Raw genomic sequence first — 14,938 nt, 5'->3', positions numbered from 1 at the left:
TTATTCATTAACTCAGAGCCTTTCTCCAAATTATTTTCATGAAGAAAAATCTTTTTTCTCGTGAAAATAAATATTTCTTTCATGAAAATAAATATTTTTCTTCACGAAGATAATTCCCTTCTAACCTTATTTTAAGGCTTTAATTAGGTAAACAAACTATCTTAGTCCTATAAGCCTTACAAGACAAATACGCCTTATACTCTTTAAAGCAAACAACTCGAAAACTCATAAACTTATTCACTCGTCAACTTGTTCACTCACAACCATCCAGTCGATAGGTGCAATTCCATGCTCATTTAAATACTTGTTGCAGCACGTGAAATGTTCTTTTCCATCCCATTCTCCTTTGCGGCGGACAGCCAAAGGGGAAGGGTGTATCGCCTTCAATACCATGTGCCTGTCATTTTCTACGTGAACCAATCGTTCCTTACGCTGTGCTATACGTCCCCATAAGATAAAGACGATATGCTCACGCTCAGCATCCAATGCCCTGATAACAGCATCTGTAAAACGCCACCACTTGTATTTCCGATGGCTGTTAGGTTTATCCTTACGCACAGTCAATGTCGTATTCAACAACAATACTCCTTGCTCAACCCAACGCGTAAGATCTCCCAAAGGCTTATCAGAGGCATCAAGACTAATCCCGAGTGCCCTATATAGAGTCTGCAACGAAGGCGGAAGATGTATGCCTTCAGGCACGGAAAAGCTCAGCCCCATAGCCTGACCTGAATGGAAATAAGGGTCCTGCCCCATAATAACAACCTTTACCTTATCAAAAGGGCAAAGATTTAGGGCATTGAAAATCTTATCTTTTGGCGGATAGCAAGTCTCATTCTTATACTCCTCTTGCACCTTTTCCATCAATTCCCTGTAATAGGGTTTATCCAGTTCATCCTTCAGCTTTTCACGCCACGATTCTTCTAAAATCCATTCCATTGCTATTGATTAAAACTACCACTCAATAGGCTGAAGCCCACAAGAGGTTAAGTAGGCATTACAACGTGAGAACTGATGCTGTCCAAACCATCCCCCACGGTTAGCAGAGAGTGGCGAAGGGTGTACGCTCTCAATGACACAGTGTCGCTGCTGGTCAACCAGTGCCTTCTTACTACGCGCAAAACCGCCCCAAAGCATAAAGACTAAATTCTCACGTCCATCGCTGAGTGCCTTAATAGCAGCATCGGTAAAGATTCCCCACCCTAATGGCTGATGACTATTAGCTATATGTGCGCGGACGGTAAGTGTAGCATTCAATAGAAGAACTCCCTGTTCTGCCCATCTTGTAAGGTCACCAGACTGATGAATAGGCGTACCCAAATCAGCAGCAATCTCCTTATAGATATTCTGCAATGACGGTGGAAGCTGTACACCCTCAGGCACAGAGAAACTCAACCCCATCGCCTGTCCTGGCTCATGATAAGGATCTTGTCCTATAATCACAACCTTTACCTTATCGAAAGGGCAGAGATTAAAAGCATTAAAAATCAGCCTACCAGGTGGAAAACAAGCGTAGTGTGCATACTCTTGTCTCACTTGTTCAGTCAACCGTTGGAAATAAGGTTTACCAAACTCATCACGCAATTGTTGTTCCCACGAAGGTTCTATCTTTACACCCATAGCTATGATTGTTATCTGCTAACACGATAAGAATAAAGCAAAGTTATAACTTATCGCATCTTACTACATGCAGTTTTGTTACTACAAAAGTACGATAAAGTTCTGATACCAACAAAAAAGTCGCGCCTTTCGACACGACTTTCTTATTTTTAAAGCTAAACTATTACTTCTTCTTTGGCTGAGCCTGCTTCTTGCAGCAGCTACCTGCCTGTGCCTTCTTGCAGTCTTTCTTTGACTTATCACAAGCCTTACCAGACTTTTCACAAGCCTTCCCCTGCTTCTTACAACAAACATTACCAGCCTGCTTATCACAGGTCTTGCCATCCTTTGCACATTGTTTTCCTTGCTTTTCTACCTGCTCATTTGGAGCCTTATCACACTTCTTTGAGCATTGACTCTGTGCCTGAACACTGAGTGAACATACGCTAAATGCTACTACAAATGATAATGCTATTTTCTTAAAATCCATAATCTTTTACTGTTTAAAATTACACATTAATACTTATAAAACTCGGAAAGGATATAAATCCTTATGGACGCAAAGGTAATGAAAAAAGAAATCCCAAATGCAAGAAATGCGCTTGGGATTTAATTATTTTAGATTTATTAAAATCTGTTTAATCATTTATAAGATTCTCACCTGTCATATCAGCTGGCTGTTCTAAGCCCATAATATGAAGGATAGAAGGAGCAACATCAGCCAAACGACCATTCTTTACTGTTGCAGAATTGTTGTTTGTAACATAGATGAATGGTACTGGGTTGAGTGAGTGAGCAGTGTTTGGAGTTCCATCCTCGTTGATAGCGTTGTCGGCATTACCGTGGTCAGCGATGATGATTACCTCATAATCGTTAGCCTTAGCAGCCTCAACAACCTCCTTAACACAATGGTCAACAGCCCATACAGCCTTTGCTATCGCATTGTAAACACCTGTATGACCTACCATATCACCGTTAGCAAAGTTCACAACAATAAAGTCATACTCCTGTGTGTTGATAGCCCCAACAAGCTTATCCTTCACCTCGAAGGCACTCATCTCTGGCTTCAAGTCGTAGGTTGCCACTTTTGGAGAAGCGACTAAGATACGGTCTTCACCCTCATAAGGCTCCTCACGACCACCATTAAAGAAGAAGGTTACGTGTGCATACTTCTCAGTCTCTGCTGTATGAAGCTGTCTCTTACCGAGTCTACTGAGGTATTCACCTAACGTATCCATCACATTCTCCTTAGGGAAGAGGATATTTACGTTCTTGAAGGTTGCATCGTATGGAGTCATACAATAGAACTGCAAGCCCTTAATGGTATGCATTCCTTCCTCTGGCATATCCTGCTGTGTGAGCACAGATGTCAACTCCTTCGCACGGTCATTACGGAAGTTGATGAAGATGACAACATCACCCTCTTCAATCTTACCATTCACGGAAGAGTTTGAAATAGGCTTGATAAACTCGTCTGTCACGCCTTCTGCATAGCTTGCCTCAACGGCCTTAACCATGTCAGTAGCCTGTACACCCTTGCCTTCAACAAGCAAATCGTATGCTTCTTTCACACGATTCCAACGCTTGTCACGATCCATTGCATAGAAACGACCAACCACTGAAGCGATATGTGCGTCATTTGCATCGCATACCTTCTGAATGTCAGCAATGAAGCCTGCGCCACTCTTTGGGTCTGTATCACGTCCGTCCATAAAACAATGAACGTAAACGTCCTTAAGGTTATACTCCTTACCAATCTCGATAAACTTGAACAGGTGATCAAGTGAAGAGTGAACACCACCCGTAGAGGTCAGACCCATCAAGTGAAGTTTCTTACCATTCTTCTGTGCATAGCTATATGCATCAATAATACCTTGGTTCTTCAAGATGTCACCGCTCTGACAAGCTTTGTTAATCTTAACGAGGTCCTGATAAACAATACGACCTGCACCTATATTCAAGTGACCAACCTCAGAGTTACCCATCTGACCATCTGGAAGTCCTACATCTTCACCTGAAGCCTGCAACTCAGAGTGTGCACTAACAGCATTCAAATAATCTAAGTATGGAGTTGGTGTGTTATAGATTACATCACCCTTGCCATGCTTACCGTTACCCCATCCATCAAGGATCATCAATAAAGCTTTCTTTGCCATAATTATTCCTTTATTTTTGTTATTATCTTCGTTTATTACCTATTATTATCATTGTTACTGCAAAGGTACGATAAAAGAATAAGATGGGTGCAAAAAGCCATTGGAATTTTAAGATAGAAACTTATAGATTCTTAAGTATTGTTTCGTCCTAACCTACACTGGATTACTTAAAAACATAGTCTTGCTTAACATTAGACTTTCAATTATGCCGATTTCATCGGTATTATCTTCTACAACGTGGATTTATCTCCTCACATAAATATCTATATCTCAAAACAAGACAGCCGATTAAACGATTATCACTTCTTATCTCAACTGAAATTCTACAACCTTTACCATCCACAAACATTTCTTCGGACTAACCCTCCATTTCCATTTTGGCATTAACTTTAAAACACGTAGAACTTCCTTATCAATCAATGGGTCGACAGAACGCACAATAGAAAAGTGATCACACCTTCCTTTTGGGTTAACACAGAACCTTACTACCACCCTCCCCTGTATACAATTTTCCATTAAAGATGGTGGATAATGGAAGTTAGAAAAGATGAACTCATTAAAATTGCCAGGAAAGAATGGGAATTCTTTTAGGACAAAAACGGTGTCTTGCCGAGCCTTTTTAGACTTATCTGGTAAGGTAATAGCCCTCGTATTACACATGTTTTTCTGTTGGAATTTCATTTGGCTACTGTTCGTAGCATGAATATTACCCACAGTCATTAAATATAAAAAGAATATAATCAAAAACTTATTCATAATAATTATATACGTTTAAAAGTTCGTTTCCTTGCTATATAAATAAAAACGCCGATGAATACGCTCCATTTTAGTGAATTATTAGCACCTTTACTATCTTCTATGACAATAACTTTCACACCCTCATTGCTTGTTCTTAACCGATGTATTGATACTCCGCACATGTGGTGTTAAGCCTCAACACGAAGTGTGTTAAGGGTCAACACCAAATGTGCTAAGGGTTAATAGCGATATTGATAACGATAAAACGGCTTACAAAAAGTAAGGACAACATGAGCAACTTAGGCTTATAATAATCTGAAAGTGACGGGTACAAGCTGCCAAACTCCTTGCTTCGGTCTTCTTTCCCACTTCCATGCAGGCATAAGCTTGAGTACTCTAAGTGCCTCTCGGTCAAGGTATGGGTCTACGGAACGAATAACCCTAAACAGACAACAACGACCAGAAGGAGTCACAAAAAACTTTATAATGACTCTACCTGACACTGTGCTTTCTGCCAATTCAGGAGGATACTGGAGATGTGCTGCGATGAATTCAAAGAGATCACCTGGAAACGAAGGTTTCAATCCCTCAACAGTTTCAAACATCTTTGCACCTAAGGTGTCCACATTCAATGTGTCATTACAAGGATTATAAGGCGGTTCTGTACAATAAGGACGCTCGATTTGCTCCTTTTCTTTCGGTTTCATCGTTCTTTTCAGCTTCTGTGCATTGATATTACTAACGACTACAAAACTTAAAAACAGAACTAACAACAGTTTCTTCATCATAACCGTAGACTTTTATTGTTGAACCTTTTGTTTCTTAAAAGAAACTGGCAAGACATACCAAGTACCATTTCCTTCCATAGAGCTCATATTCCATTTTGGCATTAACTTCAATACTCTTAATGCCTCAGCATCGAAAGATGAATTCAACGAACGGAGGACCTTAAATTGAGAACAGCTACCGTCGCGGTCTATATAGAACTTGACAATCACCCTCCCTTCAACGTTCTTGTTCTTACGACCGGCTGGCCATACAAGGTGAGTACGGAGGAATTGTTGGATATTACCTGGGAAAGATGGCATTGGAGGAAAACAACAGATAATCTTCTCGGGCATTTCTTTTTTCACTTTCAAGGTATCGATTGCATCTTTTTGAACCTCATTTTCATAAGGTTTCATCGACATCTTCTCCTGTTGGGTATTAACAGTTCCTGCCATACAGATACTAAGTGATATTGCAAACAATATTCGTTTCATCATATAAACCTTTTATTTTATTCTCCTTTACAGCTACTAAACGCAGCCTTTCGAGAGATTATTATAAACAAACTCCTCACTTTGAAGAGTCTTTCGAACATTCTTAAATTAAAACCTGCGCCAACGCTTAAACGCAATCACGCCGCCGCAGGTTTATGATTTGCAGATGACATATATTGGAACTTATTGTCAATGCAAAGGTAAAGAAGAATATAAAGCAATGCAATAGCACCATTAGGATTGACACACACGCCACAACATAACACTTGATTATCAGTTACTTATAATTAACATCATCATTTCTTTGACACAATAAAGTTTATAAATATTCCCTCATTTTCGCATTTTCCGGAGCTTTAAGATAGCTTTTCACTCCCTTTCCTCCCAGCCTAATTTGGCAATACGCAGTAGAATGTGTATCTTTGCAAATATGAAGAAAAAGCCGATTTTACTACTGATTAGCATCTTGGCATTGCTTTCATGCAATCAAAGAAAACTGCCTAACTATCCCGCAACAGACGATGGTATTACTCGAATGAGGCTCGATAGTGCTGCTTTCTTTATGACTAAGCATGACACAAAGAATGCGATGTACCAGCTAAAATCTGCAGAAAAACACCTTTTCAACGTAACAGAAGACTCTTTGAAGTTTGCTACATACTATCGTATTGCCCTCTTGAATGCACAAAATGGTGCTTACAAATTAGCTCTTGACTACTTCAACCATACTACTCGATATGCTAATGACAGTAAGAAAAGCCACAGACTGACGGATATTTACCTTGGCAAAGCCTCTGTCTTCAATCAAATGGGACAGCGTGATTCTGCTTTGCATTATGTCAAGAAGGCAGAAACTTTTAAGCCACGCATACGAAAAGAGCAGGAACAGAAAATCGAAGAACTACGAACACGCATCGAAAAACATCAAATTTTATCGGTTTCACCGGAGAAAGATATCGAGATTATACAGATACAAGACCGCTATGAAGTAGCTATCGCACAGCGTAAAGCCCTACAATTACAACTCTATATCGCTTATCTTGCTATCTTTCTTATACTCCTTACAGCCAGTATTGTGGTTTGGTTTCGCCATCATATGCGCCAACAACTACATGCCTATCGCAAACAACAAGAGGAAACTGAACAGAATATCCAGCAGATGCTTCGACGGAAAGATGCAACCATCGACGAGATGAAAACTGAAGTTGACCAAAAACTCTATGAATTAGAACAACTAAGAAAGAAAGTACCTAATCATAATGGAGACACAAAAACAGCCGATTCCATCGAACAAATAAAGTTGGGAATAGAATCACTCTACATCATCCTAAAAGGTGGGAACATCTCACAGATGGGCAAACGAGAGCAACAAGCAATCAACACCATTATGCCAAACTTTGATTATGAGCTTGCTTATATCCTCAATAATCCCCGCTATGCCTTCACACCAAAGGAGACTTTCTACTATATAATGGAACATAATGGGATGACAGATGAGCAGAAAGCCAACGCCTTCTGCTGTACTTCACAAGCCTTAAGGTCGATTAAAAGCAGAATGAAAAAGAAGATGGAACAGTCACAAGAGACACTTCCTGAAACCGATATAGATAGCGTAATAGAAGATAAAACTCTTTTATAAACACATGATAAGAGCTACCACATAAGGATTGAAAATAATAATAACATAAACAATACACAGATGAAAAAGCTATTATTACTCATCGTCTGCACCCTCCTTAGTCTCAGCATAGGAGCAGCCGACAAGCTATTCATCCGCATTAACACGGATAACATTGACCTCATTTTACAGGTTTCACCAAAGAACCGACTCTATCAGGTATACTTAGGCGAGAAACTGAACAGTACAGCAGACTTCAATCACTTCACTTGGAACATCTATCCTGGCTCAGATGGCGGCTATAGCATACGTGGACGTGAGGCTTATCCAGGTTCGGGTGGCGAGGACATGTTTGAACCAGCATTAGCAATTACGCATGCTGACGGTAACCAAACAACCTATTTATATTACCAAAGTAGCTCACAGAAAGCCATTCCGGGTGGAACAGAAACCATTATACAGTTAGCTGACGACAAATATGCCGTGCAAGTAACTCTCCACTACGTGGCATATAGTAAGGAGAATGTCATCAAGACATGGAGCGAGATAAAGCACAACGAGAAATCGCCTATCACACTTTGGCGATATGCAAGTGGCATATTCTACTTCAATAATTCAAAGTATTTTCTTACCAACTACCACGGCGATTGGGCAAGTGAGGGACAACCTGCCGTACAACAGTTACAGTTCGGCAAAAAGATTGTGGACACGAAACTCGGCACACGAGCGGCCGAACAGAGCGAGCCTTTCTTTGAACTTGGTTTCGACCAACCCGCACAAGAGAGCCAGGGACGGGTGATGTTAGGTACAATTGGATGGACTGGAAATTTCAGTTTTACCTTTGAGATAGACAATGTTAACTGTCTTCGTGTCATCCCAGCTATCAACTCTTACGCATCAAACTACAAATTAAAAGCTGGCGAAACATTCAAGACACCAGAGTTTATCTTCACGCTGAGCGAGAGCGGAACAGGTCAGGCAAGTCGCAATCTTCAAAACTGGGCACGCAAATATCAGCTCTGGAACGGTGAAGGAGACCGTATGACCCTCCTCAACAACTGGGAAAACACTGCCTTTGACTTCAACCAAAAGAAACTGGCACAGCTGATGAAGGATGCCAAAGACTTAGGTGTTGACATGTTCCTCTTAGACGATGGCTGGTTTGCTAACAAATACCCACGTAAAGACGACCGTGCTGGATTAGGCGATTGGGAACCAACACGCACAAAACTACCCAGTGGTATTCCTGCCTTAACCAAAGCAGCAGAGGAAGCTGGAGTAAAATTTGGAATCTGGATTGAACCAGAAATGGTCAATCCAAAGAGTGAACTATACGAGAAGCATAAGAATTGGGTGATTGAACAGCCTAATCGTGAGACGTATTATTATCGTCATCAATTAGTACTCGACCTATCTAATCCAGAGGTGCAGGACTATGTCTTCAACGTCGTAGACCGTCTGATGACGGAGAATCCGAATATTGCTTACTTTAAATGGGATTGCAACAGTGCTATTACCAATATCTATTCACCTTATCAAAAGGCAAATCAAGGCAACCTCTATATCGAGTATGTACGTGGTCTTTACAAGGTACTCGACCGTATTCAGGCAAAATACCCAAAACTTGAGATGATGCTTTGTTCTGGTGGTGGTGGTCGCTGTGATTATCAGGCATTGAAGTATTATGGAGAATTCTGGCCTTCTGACGATACCGACCCATACGAACGACTCTACATACAATATAGTATGTCTAAATTCTTCCCATCAAAAGCACTGGCATCACACGTCACCAATTGGAACAGACGTACGAGTGTTAAGTTCCGAACCGACGTAGCAAGTATGTGTAAACTTGGCTTTGACATTGACCTCAAGACGATGAAACCGGAGGATTATAAGTTTACGCAGGAAGCGGTAGCAAACTGGAATCGCCTCAAAAATGTTATCCTTGATGGTGAGCTCTATCGTCTTGTTTCTCCATACGAGACTCAACACATATCTGTTAATTATGTATCACAAGATAAGTCGAAGGCTGTCCTTTTCGCTTACGACTTGCATCCACGTTACTCAGAACCACAACAGACCGTACGCCTCCAAGGGTTAGACACCAACCGAACTTACTTCGTAAAGGAAATCAACCTCATACCTAACTCAACTTCTTCCTTACAGTGTAATGAACAAAGATACACGGGTGATTATTTGATGAAGGTGGGTCTGATGGTTCTTTCTGCAGAAGAAGGTTCAAGTAGAGTTCTTGAATTAACTGCAGAATAGTCCCCAACACGCTAAGATGGTTTTAGTAAAGTAAGAAAAGAACTACTCTGTATAAAGGATACTGCCCTTACTTTCGCCAATATTTAACTATCCCTCCCTAAAGAAAGGGAGGGAAGGGAGATTATATCTTCTTTGCTGCATATTCTCCCATCTGCTTATATCCAGCAGGATTAGGATGCAACCAATCACCAATTTGCCATTCTTTACGTAACTGATCTGGGGTAGAAGGATCACGCATAAGGGCATCAAAATCGATAAAACCGTCGATTTCTTTATTTGTCCTTATCCATTCATTCACCTGCTTACGAGCAGCATCACGTGCAGGAGTATAATAATTTTTACAGCCTTTGAACGGAGTTATCGTACCCATATAAACTTTCAATCCACGCTGTCGAGCCTTTCGTATCATTACCTGATAGGCTTCTATCAGTTGACGAGCAGTCTCATTTGGGTTAGTTGACGTTCCGATATCATTTATTGCTTCAAAGATAATAACCGCCCGCAGACCTCTTTGTCCAAGTATGTCTCGATCAAAACGTTCCTTCCCAGGCGCTCCTAAACCTACTGAAAGAATGCGGTTATTACCTATCCCAAGGTTCAAGACACCCGTTTTTTGCATATCCGAACCATTCTCTCCATTCAGTACAGCAGACATAAAATCAGGCCAACGATCCTGAGCATTTGTTACACATCCCTTACCATCAGTAATACTATTTCCTAAAATGGCAACACTGGAAGCATTAGCATCAAGAACGTCAATGGCAGAAATATTAAACCAATGATCTTCTTTAAAAGCTGTTGAGAAGTCAGTATTAGCATTCGTTACTCCTCGCAATATATAAGAGGTGGTGCGTGAACCCATGTGAACGGTAGGTTTCTTAGGTGCTTTAAGGTAATTGATGGTAATTGACAGACGTTCCAAAGGCAGTAAATCAAACTTTAATGCATCTGAAAAAACAGCTTTACCAGCAGGAATCGTAACCTGACGCTTACCACTAAACTGAAGATACCTTGCGGAATTCTTCTGTATCTCTGCACCCTCCTCAGCCTTTGCAACATAAACACTGGTAATCTCAACAGGTTCTGACGACAGTTCATTGCTTAATTGCAGACGGATAGCACTACCACCAATGCTCACTTTTACAACCTGTCGAACAGAACGATTCGTCATCTGATTGTTATAAGGCATAAATCCCTTATCAACTGTTTGTGGCGCACAGGCCCATGTTCCTACCCATCGTTCCTGTTGTGCATGCGCACTGAAAACGATAAAAAACGATAAAACGAATAAAAACTTACGTATTGTCATTGTCCTGAATTATAAGTAAATTGAACTTTTCAAAAAAGAGAAAACTATTACAAAAACCTACTATTAAAAATTCACTGTATCCTCCTTAATCTACCAATCACCTTACTATAAGAAATTTAGTGAGGCAGTAAGGTTCTTTATTTCTTCCTTCATATATGCCTTAAAACCATCCCCCTCAATAATTTCAATATCCTTGTAAAGTCCAAGAACAAAGCGTCCCAAACCACGATAATCACATACTTCTATATCTAAAAGCCACGAACCATCTTCATACGGTGTGACATAATGTACCCCCTGCGGATATTCCTCATTAAAAAGATTATGCGACAACTGCCCTAACCGCAGTTTCACACGATGTCGTTCTTCACTACTAAACATAAAGATATCCGTAAAAACTTGCCTATGCTTGTCTTCATGAAGCCATGGTGTATCTAATATCTCCACGACCATCATTCGCGAAATCTTGAATGTTTTGTTCTGTTTCGACACCAACTCATAACAACGAACATCCTCGTTATTGTGTAAGAAAAGAAAAGGTTCTACAAAACGATCTTTCGTTGTGTGGCTATGTGGACTCGAATAACCCTTCAAACAAACTGTCTTCTTCTCTGCCATTGCAATCTGCAATAATTTCATATTGTTATCCATCTGTCGACGAATAGGTGAATCAGCTGACACAGAGAAATTATAAATACTCTCTAACTTTTGCCTTAGCTGGTTCACCATCTCACTATCATTGCCAGCCATTGTCAACACACTATGAATAGTCTTCACATCCTTATCTGTGAACTGAATAGCTTGGAGCAACTGAGTAAAGAAAGGAGAACGACGGTCAATATGATAACAGCCCTGATTCTTGAACACGATGAAACCAGCATGCTTGATGAAGTCAAGCAGATAATAGAAATTCCTGCGTGACAACTCCATCTTTTCACACAACTCCTCAATCGAATAGTTACGTCCATCGGACAGAAGAATCAACAGCTCCAACTGCTTCTTTAGTTTTTCAAATCTCATTGTCAAGATGCTGTAACCTTTATAAGACGTAACGGAAAAGAGTCGAATTAATTGCCCACAAAATGAAAAAGATTTGAAGCGCTAAAGCCTACAAAAACAAAAAGGGAACTGTAGAACTGAACACAAGATTATTAAAACCATAAAAATAAGGTCATTGAAAAGCAACCTTGGAGTGGTACACGACCTTTCGAATCTGTCCCTGACCATATGCTTCTGCTTAATACAAATATACACAATAAATATCGTTTTTCAAAATAAAATCCATGTTTTTACAGTTAATTAACACCAAAAAGGTATGTAATCCAAAATTACACAGATATTATTGCATAAATTAGCAACGAAATCAAGATTTTGACTTACCTATTAGTTATTCACGAGGCGTGACAAAAAAGTCTGCTTTTCCCCAATCATTAACCTCTTGCAGACAATCTTCCCCTGCAATCAAAAAAGACTCCCTGAACAGGTATGAGCCTGTGCAGAGAGCCATATTTAAATTACAGGAAGTTCTTTCTGACTACTTCTTCAAAGTAAGTTTTTCAAGCTTTACGCCAAATGAACCAGCGGCAACCGTAAACTCAAATTTGAAAGTAAAAGTCTTCGTTGCTTCATCATAGCTACTGCCTTGGTCAGCAGCAGACACCAGACCGTACTTCGGATGAACATAACCAGTCTCCATAGAAGACGGATAAACAGTCGCCTTAGAACCATCAGGACTGAATGAGAACCCATGTCCCTCAGCCCAAAGATTCTTGATGCGGTAACGATTTCCTATTTCAGAATACTCAACCTCAACCTCACCCATATTACCAAACATCTCCGAGACGTATGGGAAAGAACCTAAAGGCTTGTAGCTAAGCCCCATAAATTCAATTGACTGAGATGTCTTCTGTCCACCATTTACGGCTACAACTGTTATCGCATAAGCACCATGCAAGTCAGTAACATACACGTCCTTATAATCAGAAGCCTTGACATCTACCTTCGTACCATTCGCAACAACATAGTCACTATACTGTGCCTCAGTCATCTTACGTTCCTCTTTGGCAGACTTCAATTCAGACAGATAATAGACCTCTCCAACGGCTGCATTGGTGGCAATACGGAAAAGACAGTCGTTGTCAGGATTGTAACCTTTCCCAGCAGTGTACTTATAAACTGTAGCAACAGGAGTTCCGTCATGTCCGGGGTCGGTACCATACTCCTCCTTACAGCCCGTGAAAACCAGGGCTGTAAGTGCGAGCAACAGTAAACTTTTCATATATTTCTTCATAACCTTTTGCTTTAATATTCAACAATTCACTTAGAACGGGTACGGTTCAGAGTCTTCAGCTGGCTGAACAGGGTCTGGATTATGCGTCAAACCACCGTTGTTGTCAGACTCTGTTCCTACAAATGCCCATACCATCCAGTTAGGCAGTTCCTTGGTGTTCCAACGGGCATTCTCCAGATGGTTCGTGCCGGCATAACTGCGGATGATTCCCTTGTTGAGACGCTTGATGTCGAAAGTGGCAAACCCTTCACCCCAAAGTTCTACACGACGCTGCCACCACACTTCATTCTGGAAAAGAGAGGTGCTCGTATTATAATAGGCATCAGTATGCTTACCATATTCATACTGAGGGTCACGTGTTTTGGCAAATGCTTCCAACAATGCTTTTCCACGCGCCTCATCCTGCATGCCTGCTGCCTCTGCCTCAATGAGTTTCATTTCCTCGACACGCATCAAAGGAACAGACACACACCAGGCATCATACTTGACATCAGCCTTGCCTGCCACATTACGGAACTTCAGAGACAAGCCGCCAAGACCATATTTAGAGTATTCCCTACCCGACTTATAGACACGATCCGGGTAATTAGAGTAGTTCTTTAACTCATTGAGAGCATTCTCCTTGTTCATGCCATCAAGGCTAAAGTCAACCCAACACTTGCGGCGGAAGTCCGTTGCAGGAATCGTAGAATAAAGATGCTTGTCAATAGCCATTACACCGCCATAAGCAGAAGCGTAACCACCATCAAAACCACCTTCCATGATCATTACAGAGCCCCAAGAGTCATCACCGTCATTTTCCTTAATGTTGGGATCGGTAGGCAGGAACTGCGTAGCAAACATCCATGAGCTGTTAGGCGTATTGAAACCGTTGTCGCGGCTCAGATACTCGTTTTCACTCATCATCGTGTAGCCCTGCTGCGCCAGCTTGGCATACTTCTCCGCATTTGCCCAATCCTGCATCTCAAGGTAAGTACGTGCCTTGAGACCATAAACAACACTTACATCAGGTGTGTACTTGTCCGCTCTCTTGTAATTGGCCAGATACTTCTCGGCAGCATCAAGATCCTTCAAGATGAAATCAAAGGCCTCGCTCCAAGTCATACGCTCACTATGAGTAGCTTCCTCCAACGTACGCAACTCATCAGACTTAATGGTTGTGAGTGCCTTTGGATCTACGGAATAAGGCTTTGCTGCATACATGCGGACCAAATCCAGATAGAACATGGCACGCATTGTGTAAGCAATGCCCACACCCGGCTTTCGTGCCTCATCCGGCTCTTTGTAGCCTGAAGCCTCAGCACCCTTGACAACCTTATTACAGTTATCTATCCACTTATAGTAGCAACGCCATGGAAACTGCGTAATAGCATAAGCAGGAGAGAGGTACTTGACATTGCTATACCAAGCTGAAAAATGATTATTACCCGCCGGGACAATATCCTGCCCTTCAACGTCACGTGTAAGGAAAAACGATGTATAACCGAAATCCCATACGTTATTCCTAGTTGGAGTGTATGTCCTCTTACCTGTGATATTTTTTGTCAGTGCGTCAACCATATTATCAAAAGAGCCTGGTGCTTTTGTAACCTGACCCAGTGAAACCACACCACTCTGCGGTTCAACCTCCTCGATACAACTTGTAAGCATCGAAGTACCTAAAGCTGCCAGAATGATTGTTGAAAATATTTTATTCAT

13 protein-coding genes are annotated in these 14,938 nt (G+C 41.1%); 2 read left to right on the top strand and 11 right to left on the bottom strand.

Features of this window, described 5'->3' with window-relative positions; genetic code table 11:
* Positions 1 to 237: 237 nt before the first annotated feature.
* The 7 genes from ung to J5A56_RS08270 form a co-directional block, all read right to left on the bottom strand.
* Positions 238 to 939, bottom strand: coding sequence for a uracil-DNA glycosylase (gene ung / locus J5A56_RS08300; protein ID WP_021671218.1), 702 nt, complete (start codon positions 937 to 939; stop codon positions 238 to 240).
* A 15-nt stretch (positions 940 to 954) separates the two neighbouring features.
* Positions 955 to 1,620, bottom strand: a complete 666-nt coding sequence (locus tag J5A56_RS08295; protein WP_021671217.1) for a uracil-DNA glycosylase — start codon at positions 1,618 to 1,620, stop codon at positions 955 to 957.
* Positions 1,621 to 1,783: 163 nt separating this feature from the next.
* Positions 1,784 to 2,089 (bottom strand): hypothetical protein, encoded by a 306-nt coding sequence (locus J5A56_RS08290; RefSeq protein ID WP_021671216.1) that lies wholly within the window; start codon positions 2,087 to 2,089, stop codon positions 1,784 to 1,786.
* A 148-nt stretch (positions 2,090 to 2,237) separates the two neighbouring features.
* Positions 2,238 to 3,755 (bottom strand): 2,3-bisphosphoglycerate-independent phosphoglycerate mutase, encoded by a 1,518-nt coding sequence (gene gpmI, locus J5A56_RS08285; protein WP_021671215.1) that lies wholly within the window; start codon positions 3,753 to 3,755, stop codon positions 2,238 to 2,240.
* A gap of 306 nt (positions 3,756 to 4,061) precedes the next feature.
* Entirely contained in the window at positions 4,062 to 4,415 is a 354-nt protein-coding gene (locus J5A56_RS13930; RefSeq protein WP_363236809.1) for an energy transducer TonB, read from the bottom strand.
* 383 nt (positions 4,416 to 4,798) lie between these two features.
* On the bottom strand, positions 4,799 to 5,281 hold the full coding sequence (locus tag J5A56_RS08275; protein ID WP_021671212.1) for an energy transducer TonB: 483 nt from the start codon (positions 5,279 to 5,281) through the stop codon (positions 4,799 to 4,801).
* Between the two features lie 12 nt (positions 5,282 to 5,293).
* The gene (locus J5A56_RS08270; RefSeq protein ID WP_021671211.1) at positions 5,294 to 5,758 is read right to left on the bottom strand and encodes an energy transducer TonB; all 465 of its coding nucleotides are present in this window, start codon (positions 5,756 to 5,758) and stop codon (positions 5,294 to 5,296) included.
* A gap of 409 nt (positions 5,759 to 6,167) precedes the next feature.
* On the opposite strand from J5A56_RS08270, the gene J5A56_RS08265 reads away from it, so the two are divergent.
* Together J5A56_RS08265 and J5A56_RS08260 are read left to right on the top strand one after the other, a co-directional pair.
* The gene (locus J5A56_RS08265) at positions 6,168 to 7,394 is read left to right on the top strand and encodes a hypothetical protein (RefSeq protein WP_021671209.1); all 1,227 of its coding nucleotides are present in this window, start codon (positions 6,168 to 6,170) and stop codon (positions 7,392 to 7,394) included.
* A 60-nt stretch (positions 7,395 to 7,454) separates the two neighbouring features.
* Positions 7,455 to 9,644 carry an alpha-galactosidase gene (locus J5A56_RS08260; RefSeq protein ID WP_021671208.1) on the top strand — a complete coding sequence of 730 codons (2,190 nt, stop codon included), beginning with the start codon at positions 7,455 to 7,457 and terminating at the stop codon, positions 9,642 to 9,644.
* A 121-nt stretch (positions 9,645 to 9,765) separates the two neighbouring features.
* Here J5A56_RS08260 and J5A56_RS08255 read toward each other — a convergent pair whose 3' ends face one another.
* The 4 genes from J5A56_RS08255 to J5A56_RS08240 form a co-directional block, all read right to left on the bottom strand.
* Positions 9,766 to 10,953: an SGNH/GDSL hydrolase family protein gene (locus J5A56_RS08255; RefSeq protein ID WP_021671207.1), complete on the bottom strand. Its 1,188-nt coding sequence runs from the start codon at positions 10,951 to 10,953 to the stop codon at positions 9,766 to 9,768.
* Positions 10,954 to 11,058: 105 nt separating this feature from the next.
* A complete protein-coding gene (locus J5A56_RS08250; protein WP_021671206.1) occupies positions 11,059 to 11,970 on the bottom strand; it encodes a helix-turn-helix transcriptional regulator in 912 nt (303 codons plus the stop codon).
* Between the two features lie 514 nt (positions 11,971 to 12,484).
* A complete protein-coding gene (locus J5A56_RS08245) occupies positions 12,485 to 13,240 on the bottom strand; it encodes a hypothetical protein (RefSeq protein WP_021671205.1) in 756 nt (251 codons plus the stop codon).
* Positions 13,241 to 13,270: 30 nt separating this feature from the next.
* Positions 13,271 to 14,938: a RagB/SusD family nutrient uptake outer membrane protein gene (locus J5A56_RS08240; protein WP_021671204.1), complete on the bottom strand. Its 1,668-nt coding sequence runs from the start codon at positions 14,936 to 14,938 to the stop codon at positions 13,271 to 13,273.

The sequence above is a fragment of the Prevotella melaninogenica genome (genome assembly GCF_018128065.1).
Taxonomy (GTDB): Bacteria; Bacteroidota; Bacteroidia; order Bacteroidales; family Bacteroidaceae; genus Prevotella.
The sequence above is the reverse complement of the archived record's forward strand: the minus strand, read 5'-3'. Positions and strand labels throughout refer to the sequence as shown.

Bases quoted from the DNA above. Each gene is read 5' to 3' on its own strand.
- ung (WP_021671218.1), bottom strand. From the start codon at position 939: ATGGAATGGATTTTAGAAGAATCGTGGCGTGAAAAGCTGAAGGATGAA.
- J5A56_RS08295 (WP_021671217.1), bottom strand. From the start codon at position 1,620: ATGGGTGTAAAGATAGAACCTTCGTGGGAACAACAATTGCGTGATGAG.
- J5A56_RS08290 (WP_021671216.1), bottom strand. From the start codon at position 2,089: ATGGATTTTAAGAAAATAGCATTATCATTTGTAGTAGCATTTAGCGTA.
- gpmI (WP_021671215.1), bottom strand. From the start codon at position 3,755: ATGGCAAAGAAAGCTTTATTGATGATCCTTGATGGATGGGGTAACGGT.
- J5A56_RS13930 (WP_363236809.1), bottom strand. From the start codon at position 4,415: ATGTGTAATACGAGGGCTATTACCTTACCAGATAAGTCTAAAAAGGCT.
- J5A56_RS08275 (WP_021671212.1), bottom strand. From the start codon at position 5,281: ATGATGAAGAAACTGTTGTTAGTTCTGTTTTTAAGTTTTGTAGTCGTT.
- J5A56_RS08270 (WP_021671211.1), bottom strand. From the start codon at position 5,758: ATGATGAAACGAATATTGTTTGCAATATCACTTAGTATCTGTATGGCA.
- J5A56_RS08265 (WP_021671209.1), top strand. From the start codon at position 6,168: ATGTGTATCTTTGCAAATATGAAGAAAAAGCCGATTTTACTACTGATT.
- J5A56_RS08260 (WP_021671208.1), top strand. From the start codon at position 7,455: ATGAAAAAGCTATTATTACTCATCGTCTGCACCCTCCTTAGTCTCAGC.
- J5A56_RS08255 (WP_021671207.1), bottom strand. From the start codon at position 10,953: ATGACAATACGTAAGTTTTTATTCGTTTTATCGTTTTTTATCGTTTTC.
- J5A56_RS08250 (WP_021671206.1), bottom strand. From the start codon at position 11,970: ATGAGATTTGAAAAACTAAAGAAGCAGTTGGAGCTGTTGATTCTTCTG.
- J5A56_RS08245 (WP_021671205.1), bottom strand. From the start codon at position 13,240: ATGAAGAAATATATGAAAAGTTTACTGTTGCTCGCACTTACAGCCCTG.
- J5A56_RS08240 (WP_021671204.1), bottom strand. From the start codon at position 14,938: ATGAATAAAATATTTTCAACAATCATTCTGGCAGCTTTAGGTACTTCG.